Raw genomic sequence first — 25074 nt, 5'->3', positions numbered from 1 at the left:
GAGAGGAGAGGGGCAAAGGGGAGGATGAGGGATGCAGAAAGGCAGAGGGAATGACGGGATAAAGGGAATAATATTCGATGATATCGGAAGCTATCCTCTGCCCAGAGGGGTCCGGCTGGATGGCCTCTCCCGCGAGCAGTATCTGCAGGTGGCAGGCCAGGTTCTGACGGAGAAGATCAGTGCTGGAGTGGAGATTCCCACCTACCCTCAACTGAGGGATATGATTCGCATGTTCATGGATCCCATCCAGGATCCGGATATTACTGAGAGCCCCTTCTTGATCAAGAGGGATGAGGCGAGGATCCTGGAGATGGAGGCTGTCCCTGCCGGCCAGAAGGTGAGGGTCTGCGTCACCGGGCCGATTGAGCTCTACATATCCGCCTTTGGAGCCACCGCCTACAACGATATCCTCTACACTCTGGCCGAGAGCGTCTCCAGGTTTCTGGAGGGGGCGAAGGAGGGAGGAAAGATGGCCCTCGCCTCCCTGGATGAGCCGAGCCTCGGTTTGAACTCCAGCATAATCTTCACTGAAGAGGAGATCCAGGAGGCTTTAGAGATCGCCAGCCGCCCCTGCCGGGAAATGGACTGCGAGGTGCATCTGCACTCTCCCCTCTATGCCGGCCTTTGCGCGCGTGTATCGGGGATCAACATCCTGGGCGTCGAGTCCGCTGCTCATCCGGATTATCTGAGGCTGATCGATAGAGATCTACTGGAGGAGACGGAGACCTATCTGAGGGCGGGAATCGCCCGCACTGACATCCTCGCCCTTTCCGCCCAGCTTAATGATATACATGGGACCAATCTCTGGGAGGATCTGCCCCGCCTGGAAAGAGAGATCCTGAAGATGGAATCGCCTCAGGTTATGAAGGGCAGACTGGACCAGGCTTACTCCATGTTCGGGGAGAGGCTGATTGCCACCGGCCCGGACTGTGGATTGGGGTCCTGGCCCAGCCAGGAGCTGGCGGGAGATCTGCTCAGGAACTGCTCTGCAGCCATTGCCTCTTTTCGTTCTGAGCACCTCTGAGGCTCTGAGTCTCAAAGCCGGACCGCCTCAATCTGAATGGATTGGCTAATTGGCGCTTGCCGGGCAATTGCTATCCTAAAAAATATAAAAATTTTCTTATCGAAAAAACATGTTAAATTATTTAACAATTATTCGATCATATTTACGGTGTTATGATCCGATAAAGAAATATTTTCTAAATTCAAGTTCGGATTTCAGTATATCTAATTAAGGAGTACTATGATTACCATTATCTATAAATATTTTAAGAGCATTGATGAGTACCATGAAGCTGAGGGTTGTTAGTTCAAAAAAAGAGATCACCGACCTGAACAGAAATGAGCAACTGGTTCATCTGGCCTTCAGGGCCTCCAATATGGATGTTATGAACCTGGTGCAGTCATGCCCCCGCCTGCGAGCAGTACAGATTCCACCATCCTACCATGAGACTCTGTCCCGGGCTGCTCAGCAGTTCCTGGAGATTCAGGGGGTTCAGCTCTTGAAGGGAGATGTTTGGGGCCATCGCAAGGATATTGATGAGTATTTTGCCATCGGGGAACGGGTGGTGAACCGGATCTCCACTCTGATGTCTGAGGGAAACAGCATTGAGGAGACTGTGAAAAAGCTGCAGAGGGAGACAAAGCTCTCAGAGGATCTCATCCGTTATATCCTCAGGGAGCAGGTGATGGTCTGAATAGATCGGATGAGCATCTCAAGGTGGCACCGGCCAGTATATGAGCCATACAGGCTGCAGCAGTCCAGTGTGTAGTCCAGCGGCAAGTATTTATCTTTTGCAGACAATTGGGTCGTGAATCTACAATCGGCTGTTATTTATATAACCTATTCCTATATGCTACATGGGGTGTAGCAAAATGGGCAAAAGAGGTCCAAAGCCTCGATTCTTGGATGTAGCATGCCCGAATGAGCAGTGCAATCTATTTGGAATTGCTGGGAAAGGAAACGTCACTGTGTACGGAACTTACAAGATAAGCTCCGGCAAGGTCAGGAAATATATTTGCCACACATGTGGTACCAGATTCTGTGATAGAACTAACACTGCATTCTATGACACAAGAACAAACGAAGAAAAGATCAAGCTGGCTCTAAAAATGGCCATGCGTGGAATGAGTGTCTTAGGAATAGCTGAGATCCTTGAGTCAAAACCATCTACTGTAAGCACTTGGATCTCGAAAGCAGCAAAGCATAGTGAAAAAGTCAATGAAGTTGTCTTGAAGGATGTAGAGACCCCAAAGGTAGAGATGGACGAGGCATGGACTTTTGTGGGGAAAAACACTACCCAGAGAAGGTGAATACGAAGATAAAGGAACTTGGATCTGGATAAGCATGGCTGCAAATTGCAGGTTGGTGCTTTCACATGTTATCGGTGAGCGATCTCAGGAAAATGCAGATCAGCTCGTTTCAAATACTGCCAAAAGACTCAGATCAATGCCGCTCTTTGTGACAGATGGATTAAGACTATATGCAGCAGCTCTTCGAAAGCAATATGGAAAACTACAGCCGTTCGCACCAACAGGCAAGCGAGGGCGACCTCGAAGTCCTAAATTAATCGTAGATGAACTATTACAATATGCTCAAGTCATTAAAATGAGGGTCAACGGTAGACTAAAAAAAGTGGTCAAGAGAATCATATTTGGCAAAGATATAGACCACAAAATGATATCTACCAGCTACATTGAACGGCAAAACCTGACATGCAGACAAGATAATAACCGCATATCAAGGAAAACCATAGGTTTCTCTAAGGAGACTGCAGAATTGAATAACCAAATGACCCTATATTTCGCGCACTTCAACTACTGCCGAAAGCATCGTGCTCTAAAATATAGAAATGAGATGGGCATAACGAAGTTCAATAGTCCCGCGAAGCAAGCTGGCTTAATCGATCATGTCTGGAGCTTGCAGGAACTCTTGACTTTTCCATATTACAAAACTCAAACCCATTAGAGGCTCACGACCGACAATTGGCATTTGTCCTGAATTCGGGATAGTGTGGGGTAAAATGTCTGGTCTATCAGTGGGGCAGCCAACGGAATCAATAATATATAAAATTGAAAGTAAAAATAGATTGCAATCATCCTTGGATGGATCGGAATGGTCGGGATAGTTGGTTATATCGGCAAGGAGAAGGCTAAGCCCATCCTGCTTCAAGGCCTCAAGAATCTGGAGTCAATAGATTATGATTCTCTGGGCATCGCCACTGTATCTGATCAGTTGTGCATCTCAAAATCGGTAGGAAGAATGAATGGTGCATTTGATGATGACCGCCTGAAGGACTTTGAGGGAAACATCGGCATAGCCCATACCAGGAGGGCCACACATGGTCATATCTGCCTGGCCAATGCTCATCCGCACACCGATTGCAAAAAGAGGGTGGCCATCGTTCAAAATGGCATAATTGAGAATCACAGGGAGCTGAGGGAGGAGCTCATCTCCAGAGGGCATATCTTCGCCAGCAGCACTGACTCAGAGGTGATTGCACATCTGATAGAAGAGGGGCTGGAGGAGGGCAAGAGATTCATTCATGCCTGCATGGATGCATTCAGGAGGCTGGAAGGCCACTATGCATTACTGGCCATATCACTTGATGCTCGGAGAGTGGTGGCCTTCAGAAAGGACCTGCCCCTGATCGCTGGCCTGGCCGAGGGGGGAATAGTATTCTCATCCGATGCATCAGTCCTATTGCAGTGGACCCCCAAGATGGTCTATCTGCAGAACAATGATGTGGCTGTGGCCTGCAAAAAGGAGCTGATATTGCGCAATCTCATCGAGGGCGAAGAGGCAGATAGGGCATGATGCGACCTATTTCTGCATGAGATCAATTATCTATCGCATGATCATTTCTGTATAATTCCTCTATATAATTCCTCTATATAATCTCTTCCGTATTTTTCTTATCTTGCAGTTGGATTCATATCTATCCCCGCCAAAACAACCACAAAATTTTTTAACTATGGTGTTCGCATTTAACTAATGATAAACCTGGCTGAAAAGAATTATGATTTAAGAGACCTAATACGGAGGTTAAAATCATGAAGCTGTTTAGCATTTTGGCGTGTTTAACTCTGTTGGGCGGCGTTTGCACCGCTGAGGAGACGGAATACTTCGACTGGAAGGGCTCACAGCTCTATGCGACCAAGAATTATACTGATGCCCTCGCCTATTTCGATAAGGCGGTGGCCCAGGATCCCACATACATAGATGCCTGGATTCATAAGGGAGATGCAGAGAGGGCCCTTAAGAACTACAATGGATCTATCCAGTCCTATGGCGCTGCCCTGCAGCTGGACGGCGATAGAGCGGCTGCCTGGTCAGGAGCAGCAGAGTCGTATATGGCGGCAAAGGACTATTCCAATGCCTCCATAGCTGCTGCTAAAGCCACGGAGCTGGACAATAAGAGCAAATATTACTGGTACCGGGAGGGCAATCTACTTCAGCTGCAGGGGATGTATGAGGAATCATTAGCCAAATATGATGGTGCCCTGTCTCTGGATCCGAAATATAAGGAGGCACTGTACCGGATGGGGGTCTCTCAAATGACCCTGGGCAAATATGAGGATGCCAAAGCGCTCTTCGATCAGGCTTTGGAAGTTGATCCCAATTTCAAGCAGGCATATTTGTCCAGGGGATTGGCCCTCGAGGCTGATGGAAAGCATGTAGAGGCCCAGCAGGAGTATGATAAGGCCCTGGAGATCGATCCCGCCTATTCTCCTGCGCTGATTAGCCGGATACATGCCCTGCTGGCAATGAAAAAGCCTAAAGAGGCATTTGAGATGTACGCAAAGATATGAGGCACGGGGGGGCAGGGCGAATATATTTTTATTATTTTATGATATTTGCTTATTGGGTCATCGATTTCCATTCGCTCCTGGCTTTGCATCCGCTGCTCTTTGCACCGACCTTGGCCGGCCTCAGTCCATCATCTCATCAACCTCTGGCTCAACCTCTGGCTCAACCTCTGGCTCAACCTCTTCTGATGCTGATGACATGTGATGCTCCTCCAAAGCCCTATAAATATATGCGGTGGATAGCTTGGTGATGGGCACTATAATTAAGAGTTTGATGGTGAAAGAGATGAAATCTATGGCCGTTTTGAAGATGGCCGCTGCGAAGATCGCGAAGAGACTCTTGAATTCGGAAAAAGCAAGAATGCCGATTGGCAGGGCAAAAAGCACGCTAAGGACAATGTATATGATGATCATCAGGCCATAAAGCAGCAGCCAGAAAATAAGAAGGGGCTTAAGGGCGCATGCAGTCAGTCTGTCGCTCTGCAGCAGGGCTTCAATAGGCCCCATTTCCTTGTCCACTATCAGGTAACCATAGAACTGGTATTTCAAAGCCAGGTAAATGGCAAGCAAAAGCAACCCTAATGATAATATGATCTGCCCTACACCTCCCCCGCTTCCCAGGAAAAAATTACCTGCCGCTAATAATGCAAATCCACCCAAAACCATAAGTACGTAGATTATTGAGGCGGCGAGGTAGTTCAGAATCAACGGATAGCTCCTGAACAGATCCGTTACCTCGGGCATTATATTATCTCGAAAGCTGAGGGCGATCTTCAGCAGGCCCATTTCGACTGTGATATTTATCGCCACGGCTGCTATTGTGACCACTATAATAAGGATAATCGTAGGGCCGCTTATTGGAGCTTGTGAAAGATTATCGTAGAGGTGCGGGAAGATCATCCCTATCATATAGGGAAAGGCATATAGGGCAGCTACAATGACATTCACTAACATAGAGGAAAAGGCATATAGGACAGCTACAATGACCATCAGAACCAAAAAGAAGATGATGTTCTTTTTCAGGGTATACCACCCGAAGCGCAGGGCCTCTATCGGAGAAAATATGTCGTTCATGTATAATACTTATCATTTGAATGTACTTATGTTTTTTTATGGGGTGCTGGTCACAGGCGGGTCGATTCTCAAGCAGTAATCATCGGATCGGCTTTTGGATCTCTGCTGAGATTGGCCAGCCTCAGAGCAATCCTTTTGTCATCTCACCATATTTTCGTCCAGATTGGTCTCATATGTCTCAAGCCTGCCTCAGATCAGTCCAATATCAGGGCAATATGAAAAATAAAGCTTTATCTCCCTGAGGAGAAGGGGATTTGGCGGCAAAGAGAGTGGGGATATGATGCCGCATAGATCGGGTGGCGGGTGATATCCTCCTGCCCTCTGCCCGATCCGGATAGGCTGCTTTCCACATGATGCAGCCATCTGAATAAGCTGCTACTGGAATTGGTAGCCAGTATGTTTGAGTGGGGTAAGAGAAGATGAAAAAGCTAGTGGCAACTATAGCGGTGCTGCTATTGATGGTATCAGCAGCATCTGCAGGAAACACAGTAAAACAGGCAATAAGCATGACCTCCAGCGGCGGCCAGATCAGCCAGAGCGCAGCCAATGCTGCCGTGGTGAGGGGGAACAATAATCATATCAGCCAGGGAGTGATCCAGAGCGCATATGGCAGCCAGATCACTCAGAGCGGGGCCAATGCAGCTGTGGTGGTGGGGGACGATAATGCCGTCCGCCAGGGGGTAGCCCAGCAGGCCTGTGGCTCATCAATAACCCAGAGCGGGGCCAATGCCCTGGCTGTCTTGGGAGATAACAACACAGCCGGCCAGAAGGTCTCTCAGACCGCCATTGGACAGAACATATTTCAGAACGGCTGGAACACCGGATCAATTACCGGGGATGGCAATACCCTGATGCAAGGGCTGCTTTCATATGCTCAAAGCTGCGCTGATACCAATCAGACGATGAGCAATACCGCCTATATCTCCGGCTCTTACAACCAGGTCAACCAGCAGATGGCGGGAATGGTGCAAATGGGTTGGAGCAATGCCCCGGTGAACCAGATGGGAAGCAATGTCGGTCAGATCATGGATCCAAATGGCAACCTGTTTGACCAGAGCATGAATATGAAGGCCAAAGCGGGAAGGGGTGTAAAGGCCGTTCAGCACGGGATGAATGAGGTTAAAGTGGGACCGGTTTGAGATAGGTCCTTGATCTACTTTAATTTATTTAACTCGATCTAAACCGATCTAACTAGATCTAATCTCTTTTTAAATCTTTATGAGATAATGAGAACCATTCCTCAGGCCCTTCCGGGAGATGATTCTTCTTTCTCTTCTTTTTCTTCCTTCTCCCCCTTCTCTTCTTCCTCCCCCTTCTCTTCCTTCTCTTCTTTCTCTCTCTTCTCTCCTTTCTCTTCTTCTCTTCTGGCCTTGAGCTTTATCTCAATCTCAAGCCCATCCTTCTCACACTCCACCTCAACATCGATCGGGGGCTCGGGATTGATGGAGATATCAATGCTGCCATACCTCACAGAGACCTCTCCGCCCGCCTCGATCTCCTCGGCAAGTTCTTTAAAAAAGGCAGCCGCCTCGGTATTGGTGAGGGCGAATTTCTGCTCGAACTCCTCGATACCATTGCCTGAGTGAAATTTAAGCTCAATTTTTCCTGGTGTGCCAGTGAGTTCAGCCATGATGATCACCGGCCTGCTTTTGGCTCTGTGTATAAAGCGTTTTGGCTCGATGCTTTCGAGGTGACAGAATATGACACAATAATGATTAACAGAGGTTTGATGGATGGAGGGAGGACATGCCAGCCCCTCCACCCTTCCAGCCCAACGGCTCAGTAGTTCCTGGCCATCAGCTCGAAGTAGGCCTGCTCATGCTCGCATGCCGGACACTCATCTGGAGCCTCAGGCCCCTCATGAATGTATCCGCAATTGCGGCATCTCCAGACCACGCTCGTATCCTTTTTGAAGACCTTGCCCTCTTCCACATTCTTCAGCAGAGCCCGGTATCGGTCCTCATGGCCCTTCTCCACCTTGCAGATATTTCTGAACTTCTCAGCGATGTGGGGAAAGCCTTCCTTGTCTGCCACGGCCGCGAACTCGGGATACATCTCGGTATTCTCGTACTTCTCCCCCTCAGCTGCTTGCAGGAGGTTGGTTTTTGTATCCCCGATCACTCCTGCCGGAAAGGCGCCATTGATCTCCAGATCTCCTCCTTCCAGCAGCTTGAAGAAGACCTTGGCATGCTCCTTCTCGTTATCCGCTGTATCCAGGAATACAGCAGCTATCTGCTCGTAACCCTCTTTCTTGGCCTGGGAGCCAAAGTAGGAGTATCTGTTCCTGGCCTGCGATTCTCCAGCAAAGGAGAGCAACAGGTTCTTCTCAGTCTGTGTGCCTTTAATGCTCTTCAATCTCTCACTTCCTATTAATATCAAATCCAATTAGTGCTGTCTTGCTCGGAGATGTCTACTCGGAGACCTCGCTCATGGGTATTCCAAGGGCCTTGGCCACGCCCTCGCCATATGCTGGATCGGCCTTATAGCAGTTTCCTATATGGCGGATCTTGATCATCCTGGGTGCATCTCCCATTGAGCGAGCTGTGTTTTCAAACAGCGCCTGCTGCTGCTCCGGCTTCATCAGGCGGAAGAGCTTCCCGGGCTGGGTGTAGTAATCATCATCATCCTCCCGGAAATCATAGTGATAGGCTGCCCCTTCAAGCTTCAAAGGCGGCTCACGGTGCTCTGGCTGCTCCTGCCACTCGCCGAAGCTATTTGGCTCATATGCTATGATGCCTCCCTGATTGTCGTCCACCCTCATCAATCCATCCCGGTGATATACATTGGTGGGGCAGCGGGCCCGGTTGACTGGGATCAGATGATGGTTCACACCCAAGCGGTAGCGCTGGGCATCGCCATAGGAAAACAGCCTTCCATGCAGCATCCTGTCCGGAGAGAAGCCTATTCCTGGAACTATGTTTGCTGGATTGAATGCCGCCTGCTCCACCTCGGCGAAGAAATTCTCGGGGTTGCGGTTCAGCTCCATCACCCCCACCTCGATGAGGGGATAGTCGCCATGATACCAGACCTTTGTCAGGTCGAAGGGATGATAGGGAACTGTCTCCGCCTCCTTCTCAGTCATCACCTGGATGAACAGCTTCCAGCGGGGGTACTCGCCCCTCTCGATGCTCTCATACAGATCTCGTTGATGGCTCTCCCGATCCTTGGCTATCACAGCTTCTGCCTCCTCATCGGTCAGGTTCTTGATGCCCTGCTGGGTGATCCAGTGGAACTTAACCCAGACCCGCTCGTTCTTGGCATTGATCATGCTGAAGGTATGGCTGCCGAATCCATGCATATGGCGGAAGGAGTAGGGGATACCCCGGTCGCTCATGGTGATAGTCACCTGATGCAGGGCCTCGGGAAGGGAGCTCCAGAAGTCCCAATTGCTCGCGGCACTGCGCATGCCAGTCCTTGGATCGCGCTTTATAGCGTGGTTCAGATCGGGGAACTTAAGAGGATCTCTGAGGAAGAAAACAGGAGTGTTGTTTCCTACCAGGTCCCAGTTTCCCTCTTCAGTGTAGAACTTAACAGCAAATCCACGGATGTCCCTCTCAGCATCTGCAGCCCCCCTCTCGCCAGCCACTGTGGAGAAGCGGGCAAAAAGATCGGTCTTCTTTCCGATCTCTGAGAATACCCTGGCCTTGGTATACCTGGTTATGTCATGGGTGACAGTGAATGTGCCATAAGCGCCTGAGCCTTTGGCATGCATTCTCCTCTCCGGGATCACCTCCCGGTCGAAGTGAGCGAGCTTCTCCAGGAACCATACATCCTGGAGAAGCATCGGCCCGCGGATTCCTGCAGTCATTACATTCTGGTTGTCGGCCACTGGAGCGCCGACACTGGTAGTCAGCTTCTTATCTCTCTTTTCCGGCATCGCCTTTCTCCCCTGAGGTTCAATCACTTGCGTTTCTTCTTCCTTTTTTTTGAGAGCATGAAACGCAGGCCTGCGGCCAAGAAGTCTGTGATCGATCCGAACCGGCTATGGCTGATTCTTATGAAAATCATCTGGTTTTCTTCTATCCTGAACCAGTGAATCTGTTATCTTCTGTACTCAGTCTCATAGCGGTTATGAGATCTTCTTATCCGTTGCCGTCAATTATGTGCGGAGATTATATAAGAATTCCTATTACCTAATAAATCGCATGTAATTTGTCATCAATTCTGCCATCTACTCCGTCATCATTCTGCTATAATTCTGTCATCAATTCTGCTATAATTCCGTCATCATTCTGCTATAATTCTGTCATCAATTCTGCAATCTATTCTGCCATCTACTCAATGCCGGGACAATGAGAACAGGAACTTTGGAATGGCGCACCACCTTCTCCGCCACAGAACCAAGCATTATCTTCTCCAGACCACTGCGGCCAATTCTGCCCACAACCAGAAGATCCGAGCCGGATTCATAGGCTCCTTTCAGTATCTCATCACTTGGCTCTCCCTCAGCAACTATCCGTCTGAAAGGCACTCCTGCATCCCATGCCATTTCCCCCACCTCGGCAGTGGCCTGCTCGCTCTCTTTGAGCATGAGTTCCATCAGCCTGCCGCTTATGCTGGGAAATGAAGTATATCCAGGAAGGCTGGCCAGCCGGTGGATATCCACCACATAAATCACAGTGATGGAGCCTTCAGAGAGCCTGGCCAGCTCAACTGCCAGCTCAGCAGCCCTCATGCTCGTCTCCGATCCATCGGAAGCAATCATTATCTTCTTGAACATATCATGAACCTCCTGATTATATCTTTCTCCCGGCTTTAGAGCAGATCTCTTGCCTTGCCTCATCTGAGAGCAGGCAACCACATGATCCCGCGTTCGCCATGGCACAATTGCAGGGCTCAATATGGATGGTGACTGTAGTCCCCGGATAATGCTGCTTGATGGAGCATGCGATCATATCGGTAATGCGATGGGCCTCATCCACGGACATGGCGGCATCCACCCGGAGATGAAAATCGACGAACCTGTCTCCTCCCGCTTTTCTTGTGCGCAGCCTGTGGACCCCTCTCACTGTGGGCGCAAAAGCGGCTATGTGCCCTCTTATCTCCTCCACCTCATCATCAGGAAGGCCGAGGTCAATGAGGTCCTGGGCTGATTCAATGATCAGATGATATGAGGTACGGGCGATATGCAGTGCTACCAATATCGCCGCGACAGGATCTACCCATTGCAGATTCGTTCCGGGCGAGATATAACCTCCCAGAAGAATGATCAGGAGGCCTATCAGTACTCCCAATGAGGTATAAACATCTGCCCTCAGGTGCCAGGCATCGGCCTTCAGGGCAATGGAGTCCGTCTCTTCTCCCACCACGAAGAGCCTGTGAGATACGAGCATGTTGATTGCAACTGAGAACAGCATGACTGCCACTCCCCAAACCGGCTCAGATAAAGGCTGAGGGCTCCTCAGCTTTCCTGCTGCCTCATAGATTATCCAGCCGGCGGCAAGGAGGATCAGCAATGCCTCTATAATCCCGGAGATATTCTCTATCTTTCCGTGCCCAAAGGGATGATCCTCATCAGCCGGCTTGGCCGATGTCCTGATGGCAAAGAAAGCGATGACTGCGGCCATCAGATCCATCCCGGAGTGGATCGCCTCGGAGATGACGGAGACAGAGCCCATCATCGTCCCGATGGTGATCTTAAGAAAAACCAGGCTCGTATTGGAAAAAACAGAAAGAAGAGCTACATTCCTCTTGCGCTTGTCTCTTTTTTCAACACCGTCTTCCATGATCGCTTCCGTGAATTGTGAATAGCTACATGAATTCGATGATTATATGAATTTGATGCCTACATGAATTCGATGATTATATGAATTTGATGATTATATGAATTTGATGGCTACATGAATTCGATGGCTACAGGAACTATTAATGGCTGCCTGTTACATAATTGTCACCCATAGGGAGTCTTCCCGCTGCTCTCTCCGCCCCCCAGAGACAGGAAGCTAAGCCAGCCTGCTCAGAGGGTGCAGATTCCCAGCTTCTGGTATGCAGCAAAGCCGCCGGCCATATTGTAGACATTTGCAAACCCGTTCATCTTGAGAATGCTGGAAGCGATGCTCGCCCTTCGCCCCCCTTTGCACATCAAAATGTACTTTCCATCTCTGGATAGCTCCCTATGCCTGGTCCTGAGGTCATGCCAGGGGATCTGAATCGAGCCTCTGACGCAATCATCGGTCATCTCATCAAATGACCGGACATCGATGATCGCCGCATCTTCTGCTGCCACCATATCAACTGCCTTCTGAGGGGTTACTACTGGAACGCTATCTACTGGCAGGGCGTTTGCTCCCCAGGCCAGCAGGCCTCCTTCCAGGAATGCTGATACGTTGTCCAGACCTACGCGGCGCAACTGAACTACGGCCTCCTCCACCTGCTCATTCACTTCAACCACCAAGAAGATATCCCTCTCAGGAGGCATGACCCAGCCTGCATGGGTTGCGAAGCTGCCGGCAAGATCGATATTCCAGGATCCAGGGATGTGCAGGCCGGAGAATGCCGGATAGCTTCGAAGATCCAAAACGGCCGTTCTTTCAGATCTGGTGCTATCAAAGAAGGCCTTCGGGCCCATAGGCTGAGGAGATGATAGGCTTTTCATGAGCCTGGGGCCCACCCGGTTGATCTCAGAGCAGCGAGCGAAATGGTCCGGAGCAGCAGGCATATTCGAGGTTAAGGAGTGCACGAACTCCTGGATATCCTGCATCTGCAGGGCATAATTGTACCTTCTCTCATAGCCAATGGTACTGCTCCTCTTCGCGCTCATCGAGCGTCCGCAGAGCGATCCCATGCCATGAGCTGGATAGACCTCGCAGTGGTCGGGAAGGGTGAGGATCTTCTCCTGCAGACTATGATAAAGGGCCCTGGCAAGCTCATCTGCCCTCCCGGGAAAGAGGTCCGGCCTTCCCACGTCCCCCACGAAGAGGGTGTCACCACAAAAGAGAGAGACGGGAGCATCTGCCCTGCTCATGTCGGCGGCAATGTAGCAGATGTGCTCTGGGGTATGGCCTGGGGTCTCGATAACTGAGAAGGCTATATCCTCCAAACTGATAGAATCACCCTCCTTTAAAGGTTGGTGAGGAAAAGCACAATTGCCGGATGCGGGAACATATATCCTGGCACCAGTGGCCTCCGCCAGGTCGAGATGGCCTGATATGAAGTCTGCATGCAGGTGCGTCTCCAGGATATGGGTGATCTTAAGGCCCATCCTCCGGGCAGAATCAAGGTATGGGAGGATGTTGCGCTCCGGGTCGATGACTGCACAGGCATTATCTCCAGCGACAAGGTAGGAGCTATGGGCGATGCCAGGGACGAAGAACTGATGGATGATAATAATTCTCACCTCTCGTCAGATGAACAGATAAATGAGTATTGTCGCCATGCATATGAAAAGAACGGTCATCATTCCCCCTGCACAAAAACAGGATGAACTCGAAAGCTTTTTATTGCCCTGAGCCCTTCCAGTGCCAATGGGGTCAGTATGAGAACTGCATCTGCAGCTTCAATGGCATTACCAGCAATGCTTATAGCATGCCTCTTGGCCGGAAGCGCTCTTGCTGAGGAGAGAGACGGCTTTCAGAACGTTGGCGGAGACTACGGCAGAAATGTCCTGAGCAGTTTTAAAGCCTCGAATGCTCAGGAGATAGAGGAGACAGAGGAAAAAGAGGGCAATCAAAATATCTGGAGCTGGGGAGGCGCGCCCAAAGGCAGCCTGATTGTGGACGGCAATATCGTAGGCGATCCAAAGTACAGATTGAAGAACCTGAGCATTATCCGCGATTGGCTGGGCTATTCGCTTGTCGATCCATATGGAGATATACCAGCCTATTCCTATATCGATCCGGCTACGGGAGAGAAGGTCAAAACCTATATTGATCCGATCACCGGGCAGCATTACTATACATATATGGATACCAATACCGGAAAACTGGTATATGTTTACTTCAATCCGGAGACTGGCGAGCCGATATATGCTAGCTTCACTCCTTTCTCCGGGCATTATATCCAGGAAGAACAATATCGATTGCCTTCGATACTCAGATAAAATTAAAGAATTGCCTTGCGAAAGCCTTTTATCGTCGGGAGACAACCTTTAGTTGGTGGGTTCGGTATGAAGACTGCATCGGCAGTAATGGTCATAGCATTAGCTTGTCTATTGCTATGGGATTGCTCTGCCCAGAGTGCCAGCAGCTACCAGAGCCTGAGCGGAGAGTCCGGCAGGACTATACTGGCAAGCCTGAAGGCAGATGATTTCCAATCGAACAAAACGACAGAAAATAAGAGCGAGAAAGATACCCTTTGGAGCTGGGGAAAGGCGCCCAAAGGAAGCCTGCTTGTGGATGGGGAGCTTTTAACTGATCCATTTAACACCTGGAAAGGCTTTAATGCCACTGAGGGCGGGATAGCTCAGGTGGGAGTCGACCCCTTCAAGGGTTATCCGATCTATGCCTACAAGATTCCCGACACAGGGGAGATGAAGTACTTCTACCTGGATCCTTACACCAGTGAGCCATTCTACATAGATGGTTATGTGGCTGTTGAACCTCCAGTTGTGAGGGAGAGCAAGGGCTACATACTGCCCTCGGTGTTAAGATAGATGCTTACCGGAAAAAGGAGTGATTGAGTATGAAGAATAAAATGGTGTATATTTCGATACTTTTGTGTCTGGCAGGCCTGGCAGTGGCCGCAGAATATACTGATTGGCAGATTGGAGCCATGGAGGGCTTAAAGAGAGGCTTTGAGATGGGCCAGGCCTACCAGCTTGCCCTTGATGGAAAGGATATCAATGGCTTCAATGCCAAGGTTGACCTGTACAACGCCTGGGTGAGGGCCAACTTCGGAGAAGATCCAGCTATGCTGATGAACAAGATGGACGATAAGATGGACGCTCCAATAGACCTGAGCAAGCCAGTTCTTATTACCAACAAAACCGTCCCCTCAAAAGGCATTGTACACGAGATCGATGGATCATCGGGCATGAAAGTAAGCACCAATGATATGAACATGCTTTCAGATGCAGATATCGATAGATTGTACGAGAAATCCCAAAGTGGAAGGGAAGTCGGCGAGTATCTGAGTGGAAGGGCCGTCGGTGAATATCTGAGCGGAGTCTGAAGCTTTCGCCACAAACCCATTTTTTTGCAGGCCTTAATGCATTTGGATAGAGGTCATTTTTGCCCCTTCATATATGACAGAAGAGTTCGTGGGGCAACAGTCTTGATCGCTGCAAAGACCGATTTAAAAAAAAAATAAATTAAAAATCAGTATTTGCGCTTTGCTCTCTTCAGCACCTGATCTGTATCTTGGCAATCCCAGGATACCTGGAATCACAGAATCAATTGTTGGCATTGTACTTGAATGCCACATAGGTGCCAGAATAGATGCGACCAGTAGCTACAGTGGGATCATAGACAAAGGAGCCATCCTCGAAGACCTAAATGGTGCCGTACTTGGGATCGATAGTTATCGACTCGGGATAGAGCACCACTGAGCCAGCGGGATCATCGGCCAGTATTCCCTTGTCCGCCCTGACCTCTTTGACCTCTTTGCAGCTTGCAGTGTACAGATCGTTCTTGATGAAGAACGGGCACATGCAGGGGAGAGTGACCGGCTTATTCTCGAAGTCGTTGTCCTCAGAGTCTGCACAATCAAGTATCACCGGTATACTGGCCGGCCCGATCGGCTTCCAGCCAGCCTTGAGTTCTTCGCTGACTGTATATTCGCCTGATGCCAGCTTGCAGAATTCATAGTAGCCGCCTGTGCCGGTTTGTTTCCTGGTCTTTGCGCCATTTGCATCGCTGAGGGTGATCCACCAGCCAGGGATTCCAGCACCGGTATTGCTGTTGAACTTGTGGCCGCTGATGCAGAAGAGCGGTTCATTTTGGAAGTCGATCCCTCTATATCCTCATCCACAAGAGCTGCCTCTCTGCAGATAGGATCCTTGGGAATCCAGCCATCGCGGGTCTCCTCGCAGGCCTTATAGTCGCCTGGGGCAAGGCCTGAGAATGAGTAATCGCCATTTATATCGGTTTTGCTGCGAACCGTTTCGCCATCAGGCTTGATAAGAGTGATCTCCCAGTTAAGAATGCCTTCATGGCCCTGACTGTAAGCTTACAGCTAAGTATTAAGTAATTATAATGAAAATATTTATATGTTCTTACTCTTTAGCATATCAGAAGAAACCCATAAGATCGGCTGATAAGCGAGGATGGTCAATTTAAAAAAAAATAAAAAAATTAAAATTTTTGAGGTTTATCGTCTGGGGCAGCTGACCTGAATCTTGGCAATTCCAGGATACTTGGAATCGCAGTACCCGTTGTTGGCGTTGTACTTGAAGATCACATAGCTGCCAGAGCTGATGCGGCCAGTGGCTACAGTGGGATCGTAGACAAAGGATCCATCCTCATTGACCTCGATGGTGCCATACTTGGGATCAATGGTTATTGATTCCGGATTGAGCACCACTGAGCCAGCAGGATCATTGGCTAGGATTCCATTATCGGCATCAACGACTTTGACCTCATCGCAGGAAGCAGTGTACAGATCGTTCTTGATCAGGAACGGGCACACACATGGCGGAATATCCGGCTCATTCTCGAAGTCGTTGTCTGTAGAGTCCTGGCTGATCAGTGTCACATCTATGCAGATCGGTCCTACAGCCTTCCAGCCTGATTTCAATACCTCGCAGACCTCATAATCGCCTGCTTCAAGCCCACAGAACTCGTAGTAGCCGCCAGTGCCAGTTGTGGTAGTGGCTATGACAGCCCCAGTTGAATCCTTGAGCTGGATGCTCCAGCCAGAGAGACCATCTCCAGTCTCGCTGTTGAACTTGTGGCCGCTTATGCACAGAAGTGGGGCATTGCTAAAGTCCACGTCTGCCACATTCTCTAGTTCGAGGGTTACATCTCTGCAGGGCTCATCCATGTGCTGCCAGCCATCTCTATCCTCTTCACAGACCACATAATCTCCCGGTTCAAGTTTGAGGAACTCATAGTAGCCGCCAGCGCCGGTTGTGGTAGTAGCTATTGGGACATCATCTTTGAGAAGGCTGATTGTCCAGCCGGAGAGGCCCTCTTGTGTATTATAGTTGAACTTGTGACCGCTGATGCTGAAGAGTGGCACATTATAGAAGTCGATGTCTTCTACATTCTCATCATCAAGAACCACAGCGGTGTAGGGATCCTCGGGGTCCACGTGCTTCCAGCCATCTCTGCTCTCTTCACGGACCACATAGTCACCTGACATCAATCCGCAGAACTCGTAGTAGCCTTCAGTGTCGGTTGTGGTAGTAGTTATGACATCTCCAGTAGAATCCTCAAGCTGGATGCTCCAGCCAGAGATACCCTCTCCAGTCTTGCTGTTGAACTTATGGCCGCTGATGCATAGGAGTGGCACATTATGGAAGTCCACACCCTCCACATCCTCGCCGCTGAGGGTTATATCTCTGCAGGGCTCATCCATGTGCTGCCAGCCAGCCTTATCCTCTTCACAGACCTCATAATCTCCCGGTTCAAGTTTGAGGAACTCATAGTAGCCGCCAGCGCCGGTTGTGGTAGTAGCTATTGGGACATCATCTTTGAGAAGGCTGATTGTCCAGCCGGAGAGGCCCTCTTGTGTATTATAGTTGAACTTGTGACCGCTGATGCTGAAGAGTGGCACATTATAGAAGTCGATGTCTTCTACATCCTTATCATCAAGAACCACAGCAGTGTAGGGATCCTCGGGGTCCACATGCTTCCAGCCATCTCTGCTCTCTTCACGGACCACATAGTCGCCTGACATCAATCCGCAGAACTCGTAGTAGCCTTCAGTGTCGGTTGTGGTAGTAGTTATGACATCTCCAGTAGAATCCTCAAGCTGGATGCTCCAGCCAGAGATACCTTCTCCAGTCTTGCTGTTGAACTTATGGCCGCTGATGCACAGAAGTGGAGCATTGGTAAAGTCCACGCCTGCCACATCCTCGCCGCTGAGGGTTATATCTCTGCAGCGCTCATCCATGTGCTTCCAGCCATCTCTATCCTCTTCACAGACCACATAATCTCCCGGTTCAAGTTTGAGGAACTCATAGTAGCCATCAGCGTCGGTTGTGGTAGTAGCTATTGGGACATTGAGAAGGCTGATTGTCCAGCCGGAGAGGCCCTCTTGTGTATTATAGTTGAACTTGTGACCGCTGATGCTGAAGAGAGGCACATTATAGAAGTCGATGTCTTCTACATCCTTATCATCAAGAACCACAGCAGTGTAGGGATCCTCGGGGTCCACGTGCTTCCAGCCATCTCTGCTCTCTTCACGGACCACATAGTCGCCTGACATCAATCCGCAGAACTCGTAGTAGCCTTCAGTGTCGGTTGTGGTAGTAGTTATGACATCTCCAGTAGAATCCTCAAGCTGGATGCTCCAGCCAGAGATACCTTCTCCAGTCTTGCTGTTGAACTTATGGCCGCTGATGCACAGAAGTGGGGCATTGGTAAAGTCCACGCCTGCCACATCCTCGCCGCTGAGGGTTATATCTCTGCAGCGCTCATCCATGTGCTTCCAGCCATCTCTATCCTCTTCACAGACCACATAATCTCCCGGTTCAAGTTTGAGGAACTCATAGTAGCCATCAGCGTCGGTTGTGGTAGTAGCTATTGGGACATCATCTTTGAGAAGGCTGATTGTCCAGCCGGAGAGGCCCTCTTGTGTATTATAGTTGAACTTGTGACCGCTGATGCTTAAGAGAGGCACATTATAGAAGTCGATGTCTTCTACATCCTTATCATCAAGAACCACAGCGATGTGGGGATCCTCGGGGTCCACGTGCTTCCAGCCATCTCTGCTCTCTTCACGGACCACATAGTCGCCTGACATCAATCCGCAGAACTCGTAGTAGCCTTCAGTGTCGGTTATGGTAGTAGTTATGACATCTCCAGTAGAATCCTCAAGCTTGATGCTCCAGCCAGAGATACCTTCTCCAGTCTTGCTGTTGAACTTATGGCCGCTGATGCACAGAAGTGGGGCATTGGTAAAGTCCACGTCTGCTACATTCTCGCCGCTGAGGGTTATATCTCTGCAGCGCTCATCCATGTGCTTCCAGCCATCTCTATCCTCCTCACAGACCTCATAATCTCCCGGTTCAAGTTTGAGGAACTCATAGTAGCCATCAGCATCGGTTGTGGTAGTAGCTATTAGGACATCATCTTTGAGAAGGCTGATTGTCCAGCCGGAGAGACCCTCTTGTGTATTATAGTTGAACTTGTGACCGCTGATGCTGAAGAGAGGTACATTATAGAAGTCGATGCCTTCTACATCCTTATCATCAAGAGCCACAGCGGTGTAGGGATCCTCGGGGTCCACGTGCTTCCAGCCATCTCTGCTCTCTTCACGGACCACATAATCGCCTGGCACCAATTCGCAGAACTCGTAGTAGCCTTCAGTGCCGGTTGTGGTAGTAGCTATGACATCTCCAGTAGAATCCTCAAGCTGGATGCTCCAGCCAGAGATACCCTCTCCAGTCTTGCTGTTGAACTTATGGCCGCTGATGCATAGGAGTGGCACGTTACGGAAGTCCACACCCTCCACATCCACACCGCTGAGGGTTATACCCCTGCAGGGCTCATCCATGTGCTTCCAGCCATCTCTATCCTCCTCACAGACCTCATAGTCGCCTGGCAGGAGGCCGCAGAACTCATAACTGCCGTCAGAGTCGGTCTGAGTGGTACGGATTACTGCTCCATCTTTGAGAAGGTCGATGATCCAGCCTTCAATGCCTTGGCCTGTATGGTCATTTATCTTCTTGCCGCTGATGCAAGCCGGGACATCATACTCATATGTGACACAGACTGTGACGCCCATGTAGGTTTCACCACTAGATGACCATTCAGTGCTCCCTGCGACTTGGATATTGCTGTTCGTAATAACTGGAATACTCAGCTTTTCTCCTTCACCAATGTATGCAGCCAGATCAGCAGGATCATCTATGATAAACTTATCGTAATCGCATTTAGGGCTTTCCTGCGAGCCGATCAACATATTATAGCTTTCGTTCGGATCCAAGTGAAAATCAAAGGTATCTCCAATCTGTAAAATATGATCACCTATGCTTGGTATGCTAGAGACCATATTTGCCGTGAGAATTGCATAATAATCTACACCCGTTGAGATTTTATCTTGGTTCGTTAATGTACGCCATCCATAACCACAGGCATCCACAGTTATTGTGACAGATTTTAGCTCACCCAAAGACGGATCGAACTTGTCAACTTCGACTGTTTTCGCATAGTTAACCTGCTGAATGGGTACCATACCACAAGGTGGTGCTATTGTCTCTGCTGATGCAGAGAAGCTTAAGAGCAGCCCTATCAGAACAGTAGCCATTAGCCACATTTTAATTCTCAAATCGAATCACCTCTATACAAACGAAATCCTGGCTCATATCTGTATTTGATGCACACTTCGGGCTGAAAGTAGATATTTAAAAGCTGAAGAGAGAGTCCCGGCGATCTCAATCCAGCATCCGACATGTTCCCTTGATGCACTTTCTCTATGAGCCGATCTCGCTTCATTCCGATACACCACAATTTATGATGTTACTCTGCCTCGAATGTATTATAGACCTCAAATCCAGACAAGGGACACTTAACGAGCACAAGGATTGGGGAATGCTGTGCCATCCTTTTATCCGATACAATTACCGATTCAAGGTCTTCGTCATACATTCTGCCTTGCCGGGGAATGCTCAATGCAAATGACCAGTTTGATTGAGCCCGGTCCCTCGTCCATTTAAAAGGACGTCTTTAATAGATATTAGATCTAAGATATTTAAAATCATTGTACCTTAGACCCTTATGTTAGTTTCTAAAGGGTCTCCCCGCATTCAGGTTGTCATATTTAATAATCGGTGCCGATGACAGCTCAGCTAAACAGACCCCCAAGATCAATTATGTTTTATTAACTTATTTTAAAACTAATATCATGCAGCTTTCTGCTGTTTGGATGGTAAGAGGGATGAAAGTGTATCCGCCGGTCCAAATTTGACCCCCCGCGCCGATCCGATTTTGACCCCCTTAGACGGCTAACCTAACTCATAGAGTATAAAGTTCACGTCTCGCTACTTTCTGCGGAAACTCTCCGTTCATGTTCAGTATCAGCGCGTGGTGGGTAATCCTATCCAGAATTGCTGCGGTTAGAGTCCTGTCATGGAATACCTTCACCCAATCTGAAAATCCCAGGTTCGAGGTAATGATAGTACTCATAGTCTCATATCGTGCTGCAAGCAACTGAAATAGCAATTCAGCAGCAGCGAGATCAAATGTTACGTACCCAAGCTCATCAATTATGAGGAGATCAACCTTTTAAACTGTTTGATATAAATTGAGAGCCTGTTATCTTTCTCGCTTCGATCATCTCATTGACCAATGCCGCTGCGGAGCGAAATACAACTCGATAGTTCTCCTCGCATGCTTTGATCCCTACCGCAATAGCCATATGAGTCTTGCCGGTTCCTGAATTTCCGATGAGAATAACATTCCTCCTTTCTTTAAGAAACGCAAGCGCTTTTAGTTCAGGAATAGCCTCTCGCCCATCTTGCGGCAAATCATCCATCAATAGATCCTCGAACCTCTTTTTGTCGGAAAGCCGGCTTGCCGAAGCGCTCTCATCTGGCGGTTCAGATGTCTCTTGTCGAGTTCGGACTGCAATGCTGAAGTCAGAAACTGCAGCATATCCTCATTATCAGGCTGATAGTCCAGGACGTAGTTGTAGACTCCGCTCAGTCGCAACTGTTTACATAGATCTGCAAGATTCGGTTCCACAGTCTATCCCTCCATAAACTGATCGAATATGGTGAGATCCGGCTCCAGGACCTCGAAACCACCCTCGATGTCAAAGGGCTCAACCATCAGAGCATTGGTTTGATGAAGCAAAACCGAATGCTATCGCTGGTCGGATGGATGTTCTGTTCTTTTAGGATCGCAAGAGCGGTTGAAAATTTTTCAGGGGAGGTCTCTTTTATCAGGTCAAGAATAGGCAGAAATTTTTTTGGATCATTCGCATAATAGCGATTGAAAGCATCCCGAATCAGTTCATCTGCCTGAGCTAAAACTCTGGAATTTGGGAGCGCACCCGGTTTGCGATGAAAAGTCTTGATGTAATGAGCGATATCAAGCGAATACTTCTGATTCCCAGCCAATCGACGATGAACTGCAATGATATCGTTTCCATCAAGGAACTCGATCCTATCCACCAACATCTTCAGTGTAATATATCGAGGACGGTATGTATCCGGAATTGAGTAGAAGTTCCCGTCAAATTTACCAATGAATACCGCGAAATAGTTGCACGTTTCAGTTCGCAGTTTTCAAATTCGAGTGTTGGCAATGGATGCATCAAGGCTCGCTCTTGATCAAGGCCCTGGACCGGCACATCGGATCGACGATAGACAGGATGGCCGTTTATCTCGCCAAGGCGCATTTTTAGCCATTCAGCAGCCTCATTTATGGATGCAAATGAACTCCTTTCGCTGAAAGTGGCACGCCGGACATAGCCTACACTTTCTTCGTCTGTCCCTTTCTCGTTAGGTGAAGCTGGATTGCAGACACAGGGCTGAAAACCGAAATGCATAGAGAATTCCAGAAATTTATCATTGAACTGCTGCTTTCGAGAATCGTATACAGCAGCCATTCTGTCATAGAATATCGCCTCGGGAACTGAGCCGATCTCGCGGAAGAATTCGATGTGGGCCTGGATCACTTCCAGACGGGTTGATCTGTTATAGAGGCGAGCAAATCGATAGAGCGAGAAGGGCAAGACGAAGACCGCAAGGTAGAATTTCTGCCATACTCCGGCGATATTGAGTGTGACTTCGCCCCAATCGAATTCTGCACGCTGACCAATGCGCGGCTCCTGCAAGATAAACACCTCTCGGGGTGCATTAGTGCGTTTCCAGCGAACGACTTCGTCCTGACCGTGGTATAACCTATTTTATGACCATCCTGGACGAGAAGCTCCCAGATTCTTTTTGCCGTGAGTCGTTGTTTTTTGGGGCATCCCATGTTTGACTCAAGATATTGATGTATCTTCTGACGGACAAGATCAGTGAGAACGCGAGAGGGTTGAACGATCTTTCGGTTTTTGGGAATGATCTCCTCCGCCAATCCTTCTTGCACATCTTTGACCTGATGAAGATACTTTTTCACAGTGTTCCGGGATATGTTCAGTTCGCGGGCTACTTTTTTGTAGGACTTATGGAGTTCGTACAGGTCTACGATTCTACGTACATCTGCCATCGTTTTCACCTTACCGCCCACCTCTCAGAGTACTTGGAGAGGGAAGGCTTTCCTTTTTGGGGGGGGGGTCAAAAACGAACTGGCGTTTCCTTAAATAGGGGGGTCAAAATTGAGTCGGCGAATACATGAAAGTAGTCTTTATGGGCAAGGCTCTGACTGCAAGCTTGAAGCTAGTGGTCGAGCAACTCGAAAAGACTCTTTTTGCTCTTTATTTTTCAAATATGTCAACGGAAGGCCCAAAAGATCGACTTGATATGCTCTAATGGCAAATTAAAAGTATAAAAAATTAAAATTTTAGATGTTTATCGTCTCGGGCAGCTGACCTGAATCTTGGCAATTCCAGGATACTTGGAATCGCAGTACCCGTTGTTGGCGTTGTACTTGAAGATCACATAGGTGCCAGAGCTGATGCGGCCAGTGGCTACAGTGGGATCATAGACAAAGGAGCCATCCTCATTGACCTCGAGGGTGCCATACTTGGGATCAATGGTTATCGACTCCGGATTGAGCACTACTGAGCCAGCAGGATCATTGGCTAGGATTCCATTATCGGCATCAACGACTTTGACCTCATTGCAGGAAGCAGTGTACAGATCGTTCTTGATCAGGAACGGGCACACACATGGCGGAATAATAGGCTCATTCTCGAAGTTGTTGTCTGTAGAATCCTGGCTGATTAGTGTCACATCTATGCAGATCTGCCCTACAGCCTTCCAGCCAGGTTTCAATACCTCACAGACCTCATAATCGCCTGCTTCAAGCCCACAGAACTCGTAGTAGCCGCCAGTGACGGTTGTGGTAGTATCGATGACAGCTCCAGTCGAATCCTTGAGCTGGATGGTCCAGCCAGAGAGACCCTCTCCAGTCTTGCTGTTGAACTTGTGGCCGCTGATGCAAAGAAGTGGCACATTATGGAAGTTCACATCTTCCACATCCTCGCCGCTGAGGGTTATATCTCTGCAGGGTGAATCCACGTGCATCCAGCCATCTCTATCCTCCTCACAGACCTCGTAGTCGCCTGGCAGGAGGCCGCAGAACTCATAACCGCCGTCAGAGTCGGTCTGAATGGTAGCGATTACTGCTCCATCTTTGAGAAGGTTGATGGTCCAGCCTTCAATGCCTTGGCCCGTACGGTCATTTATCTTCCTGCCGCTGATACAAGCGGGAACGTCATATTCGTATGTGACACAGATTGTGACGCCCATGTAGGTTTCGCCGCTGGATGACCAGTCAGAACTCCCAATGACTACGATATTGCTGTTCGTAACAATTGGAATTTCCATCTTTTTTCCGGCACCTATGTACTCAAACAGATCAGCGGGATCGCCTATGGTATACACACCCTGATCGCATACGGGGCTTTCCTGCGATCCGATCAGCATTTCATAGCTTTCGCCCGGATTCAAGTGAAAATCATAAAAATCTCCAATCTGTAAAATCTTCTGACCTATGCTTGGTATATCAGAGAGCACACATGCCGAGGGAACAACAGCGTAAGTTACTCCACATGGGAGTTGATCTTTATTCATTAATGTACGCCATGCATAACCACAGGCATCCACAGTTATTGTGACAGATTTTAGCTCACCTAAAGACGGATCGAACTTATCAATTTCTGCTGCCTTCACATAGTTGATCTTCTGAATGGGCACCATACCACAGGGTGGTGATATTGTCTCCGCTGATGCAGAGAAGCTCAAAAGAAGCCCTATCAGAATAGTTGCCATTAGCCACATTTTAATTCTCAAACGAATCACCTCTACACTAGCGAAATCCTGGCCCATATCTGTGTATGATACAGAATTCAGATTCAGGTGCTAATAGGCTGAATAGAGGATCCCGGCAATCCCAATCCAGCATTCGGCACATTTCCCTGATACCCTTTCTCCATGAGCCAATCTCGCTTCATTCCAATACACCATGACTTATGATG

23 protein-coding genes and 4 pseudogenes are annotated in these 25074 nt (G+C 48.9%); 9 read left to right on the top strand and 18 right to left on the bottom strand.

Annotated elements, in window-relative coordinates; genetic code table 11:
* Nucleotides 1-31: 31 nt before the first annotated feature.
* The 5 genes from IPI63_RS10290 to IPI63_RS10270 all read left to right on the top strand — a co-directional run bounded on the left by IPI63_RS10290 (nt 32) and on the right by IPI63_RS10270 (nt 4812).
* The gene (locus IPI63_RS10290) at nt 32-1024 is read left to right on the top strand and encodes a 5-methyltetrahydropteroyltriglutamate--homocysteine methyltransferase (RefSeq protein ID WP_292478324.1); all 993 of its coding nucleotides are present in this window, start codon (nt 32-34) and stop codon (nt 1022-1024) included.
* Between the two features lie 265 nt (nt 1025-1289).
* On the top strand, nt 1290-1697 hold the full coding sequence (locus IPI63_RS10285; protein ID WP_214065082.1) for a DUF1699 family protein: 408 nt from the start codon (nt 1290-1292) through the stop codon (nt 1695-1697).
* 178 nt (nt 1698-1875) lie between these two features.
* Nucleotides 1876-2968 (top strand): IS1 family transposase gene (locus IPI63_RS10280; RefSeq protein WP_292477007.1). Its coding sequence is split into 2 segments (ribosomal slippage): nt 1876-2297 and nt 2296-2968, totalling 1095 coding nucleotides; the frame shifts between segments, so codons are not numbered across the junction.
* A gap of 147 nt (nt 2969-3115) precedes the next feature.
* Nucleotides 3116-3817 (top strand): hypothetical protein, encoded by a 702-nt coding sequence (locus tag IPI63_RS10275; RefSeq protein WP_214065209.1) that lies wholly within the window; start codon nt 3116-3118, stop codon nt 3815-3817.
* Between the two features lie 272 nt (nt 3818-4089).
* Complete coding sequence (locus IPI63_RS10270) at nt 4090-4812, top strand: lipopolysaccharide assembly protein LapB (RefSeq protein WP_292478322.1); 723 nt, start codon at nt 4090-4092, stop codon at nt 4810-4812.
* Between the two features lie 120 nt (nt 4813-4932).
* On the opposite strand, the gene IPI63_RS10265 is transcribed toward IPI63_RS10270, so the two are convergent.
* Nucleotides 4933-5883, bottom strand: coding sequence for a hypothetical protein (locus IPI63_RS10265; RefSeq protein ID WP_292478321.1), 951 nt, complete (start codon nt 5881-5883; stop codon nt 4933-4935).
* Between the two features lie 419 nt (nt 5884-6302).
* On the opposite strand from IPI63_RS10265, the gene IPI63_RS10260 reads away from it, so the two are divergent.
* Nucleotides 6303-7022, top strand: coding sequence for a hypothetical protein (locus tag IPI63_RS10260; RefSeq protein WP_292478320.1), 720 nt, complete (start codon nt 6303-6305; stop codon nt 7020-7022).
* A 101-nt stretch (nt 7023-7123) separates the two neighbouring features.
* Here the strand turns inward: IPI63_RS10260 and IPI63_RS10255 are convergent, their stop codons facing one another.
* The 6 genes from IPI63_RS10255 to IPI63_RS10230 form a co-directional block, all read right to left on the bottom strand.
* Nucleotides 7124-7645 (bottom strand): amphi-Trp domain-containing protein, encoded by a 522-nt coding sequence (locus IPI63_RS10255; protein ID WP_292478319.1) that lies wholly within the window; start codon nt 7643-7645, stop codon nt 7124-7126.
* Between the two features lie 17 nt (nt 7646-7662).
* Nucleotides 7663-8238, bottom strand: coding sequence for a rubrerythrin (gene rbr / locus IPI63_RS10250; protein WP_292478318.1), 576 nt, complete (start codon nt 8236-8238; stop codon nt 7663-7665).
* A 55-nt stretch (nt 8239-8293) separates the two neighbouring features.
* Nucleotides 8294-9760, bottom strand: coding sequence for a catalase (locus IPI63_RS10245; RefSeq protein ID WP_292478317.1), 1467 nt, complete (start codon nt 9758-9760; stop codon nt 8294-8296).
* A 372-nt stretch (nt 9761-10132) separates the two neighbouring features.
* Nucleotides 10133-10603 (bottom strand): universal stress protein, encoded by a 471-nt coding sequence (locus tag IPI63_RS10240; protein WP_292478316.1) that lies wholly within the window; start codon nt 10601-10603, stop codon nt 10133-10135.
* A 16-nt stretch (nt 10604-10619) separates the two neighbouring features.
* Complete coding sequence (locus IPI63_RS10235; RefSeq protein WP_292478315.1) at nt 10620-11609, bottom strand: cation diffusion facilitator family transporter; 990 nt, start codon at nt 11607-11609, stop codon at nt 10620-10622.
* 230 nt (nt 11610-11839) lie between these two features.
* Nucleotides 11840-13219 (bottom strand): rhodanese-like domain-containing protein, encoded by a 1380-nt coding sequence (locus tag IPI63_RS10230; RefSeq protein WP_292478314.1) that lies wholly within the window; start codon nt 13217-13219, stop codon nt 11840-11842.
* A gap of 177 nt (nt 13220-13396) precedes the next feature.
* On the opposite strand from IPI63_RS10230, the gene IPI63_RS10225 reads away from it, so the two are divergent.
* The 3 genes from IPI63_RS10225 (at nt 13397) to IPI63_RS10215 (ending at nt 14991) form a co-directional block, all read left to right on the top strand.
* Nucleotides 13397-13921 (top strand): hypothetical protein, encoded by a 525-nt coding sequence (locus IPI63_RS10225; RefSeq protein WP_292478313.1) that lies wholly within the window; start codon nt 13397-13399, stop codon nt 13919-13921.
* 66 nt (nt 13922-13987) lie between these two features.
* A complete protein-coding gene (locus IPI63_RS10220; RefSeq protein WP_292478312.1) occupies nt 13988-14473 on the top strand; it encodes a hypothetical protein in 486 nt (161 codons plus the stop codon).
* A 29-nt stretch (nt 14474-14502) separates the two neighbouring features.
* Nucleotides 14503-14991, top strand: coding sequence for a hypothetical protein (locus tag IPI63_RS10215; RefSeq protein WP_292478311.1), 489 nt, complete (start codon nt 14503-14505; stop codon nt 14989-14991).
* A gap of 319 nt (nt 14992-15310) precedes the next feature.
* Here the strand turns inward: IPI63_RS10215 and IPI63_RS10210 are convergent, their stop codons facing one another.
* The 11 genes and pseudogenes from IPI63_RS10210 to IPI63_RS10180 all read right to left on the bottom strand — a co-directional run bounded on the left by IPI63_RS10210 (nt 15311) and on the right by IPI63_RS10180 (nt 24547).
* Nucleotides 15311-15535 (bottom strand): hypothetical protein, encoded by a 225-nt coding sequence (locus IPI63_RS10210; RefSeq protein ID WP_214065819.1) that lies wholly within the window; start codon nt 15533-15535, stop codon nt 15311-15313.
* Nucleotides 15536-15592: 57 nt separating this feature from the next.
* Nucleotides 15593-15739: pseudogene (locus IPI63_RS13125) on the bottom strand (hypothetical protein); the annotation flags it as partial.
* Between the two features lie 11 nt (nt 15740-15750).
* A pseudogene (locus IPI63_RS13120) lies at nt 15751-15966 on the bottom strand (hypothetical protein); the annotation flags it as partial.
* Nucleotides 15967-16128: 162 nt separating this feature from the next.
* On the bottom strand, nt 16129-20160 hold the full coding sequence (locus tag IPI63_RS10205; RefSeq protein WP_292478644.1) for an SdrD B-like domain-containing protein: 4032 nt from the start codon (nt 20158-20160) through the stop codon (nt 16129-16131).
* A gap of 779 nt (nt 20161-20939) precedes the next feature.
* A complete protein-coding gene (locus IPI63_RS13005) occupies nt 20940-21191 on the bottom strand; it encodes an ATP-binding protein (protein WP_366851055.1) in 252 nt (83 codons plus the stop codon).
* A 10-nt stretch (nt 21192-21201) separates the two neighbouring features.
* The gene (locus IPI63_RS10200) at nt 21202-21459 is read right to left on the bottom strand and encodes an ATP-binding protein (protein ID WP_292478309.1); all 258 of its coding nucleotides are present in this window, start codon (nt 21457-21459) and stop codon (nt 21202-21204) included.
* On the bottom strand, nt 21459-21668 hold the full coding sequence (locus IPI63_RS10195) for a hypothetical protein (RefSeq protein WP_292477182.1): 210 nt from the start codon (nt 21666-21668) through the stop codon (nt 21459-21461). The genes IPI63_RS10200 and IPI63_RS10195 overlap by 1 nt, the downstream gene beginning before the upstream one ends.
* An 86-nt stretch (nt 21669-21754) precedes the next feature.
* Nucleotides 21755-22105: a hypothetical protein gene (locus tag IPI63_RS10190; protein WP_292478308.1), complete on the bottom strand. Its 351-nt coding sequence runs from the start codon at nt 22103-22105 to the stop codon at nt 21755-21757.
* 2 nt (nt 22106-22107) lie between these two features.
* A pseudogene (gene istA / locus IPI63_RS10185) lies at nt 22108-22800 on the bottom strand (IS21 family transposase); the annotation flags it as partial.
* 239 nt (nt 22801-23039) lie between these two features.
* Nucleotides 23040-23141: pseudogene (locus IPI63_RS13000) on the bottom strand (sigma factor-like helix-turn-helix DNA-binding protein); the annotation flags it as partial.
* Between the two features lie 302 nt (nt 23142-23443).
* Nucleotides 23444-24547, bottom strand: coding sequence for an SdrD B-like domain-containing protein (locus IPI63_RS10180; RefSeq protein ID WP_292478307.1), 1104 nt, complete (start codon nt 24545-24547; stop codon nt 23444-23446).
* Nucleotides 24548-25074 lie beyond the last annotated feature (527 nt).

This window comes from Methanothrix sp. (assembly GCF_016706325.1).
Lineage (GTDB): Archaea > Halobacteriota > Methanosarcinia > Methanotrichales > Methanotrichaceae > Methanothrix.
Note: the sequence above shows the minus strand (reverse complement) of the source record. Positions and strands in the feature narration are given on the sequence as shown.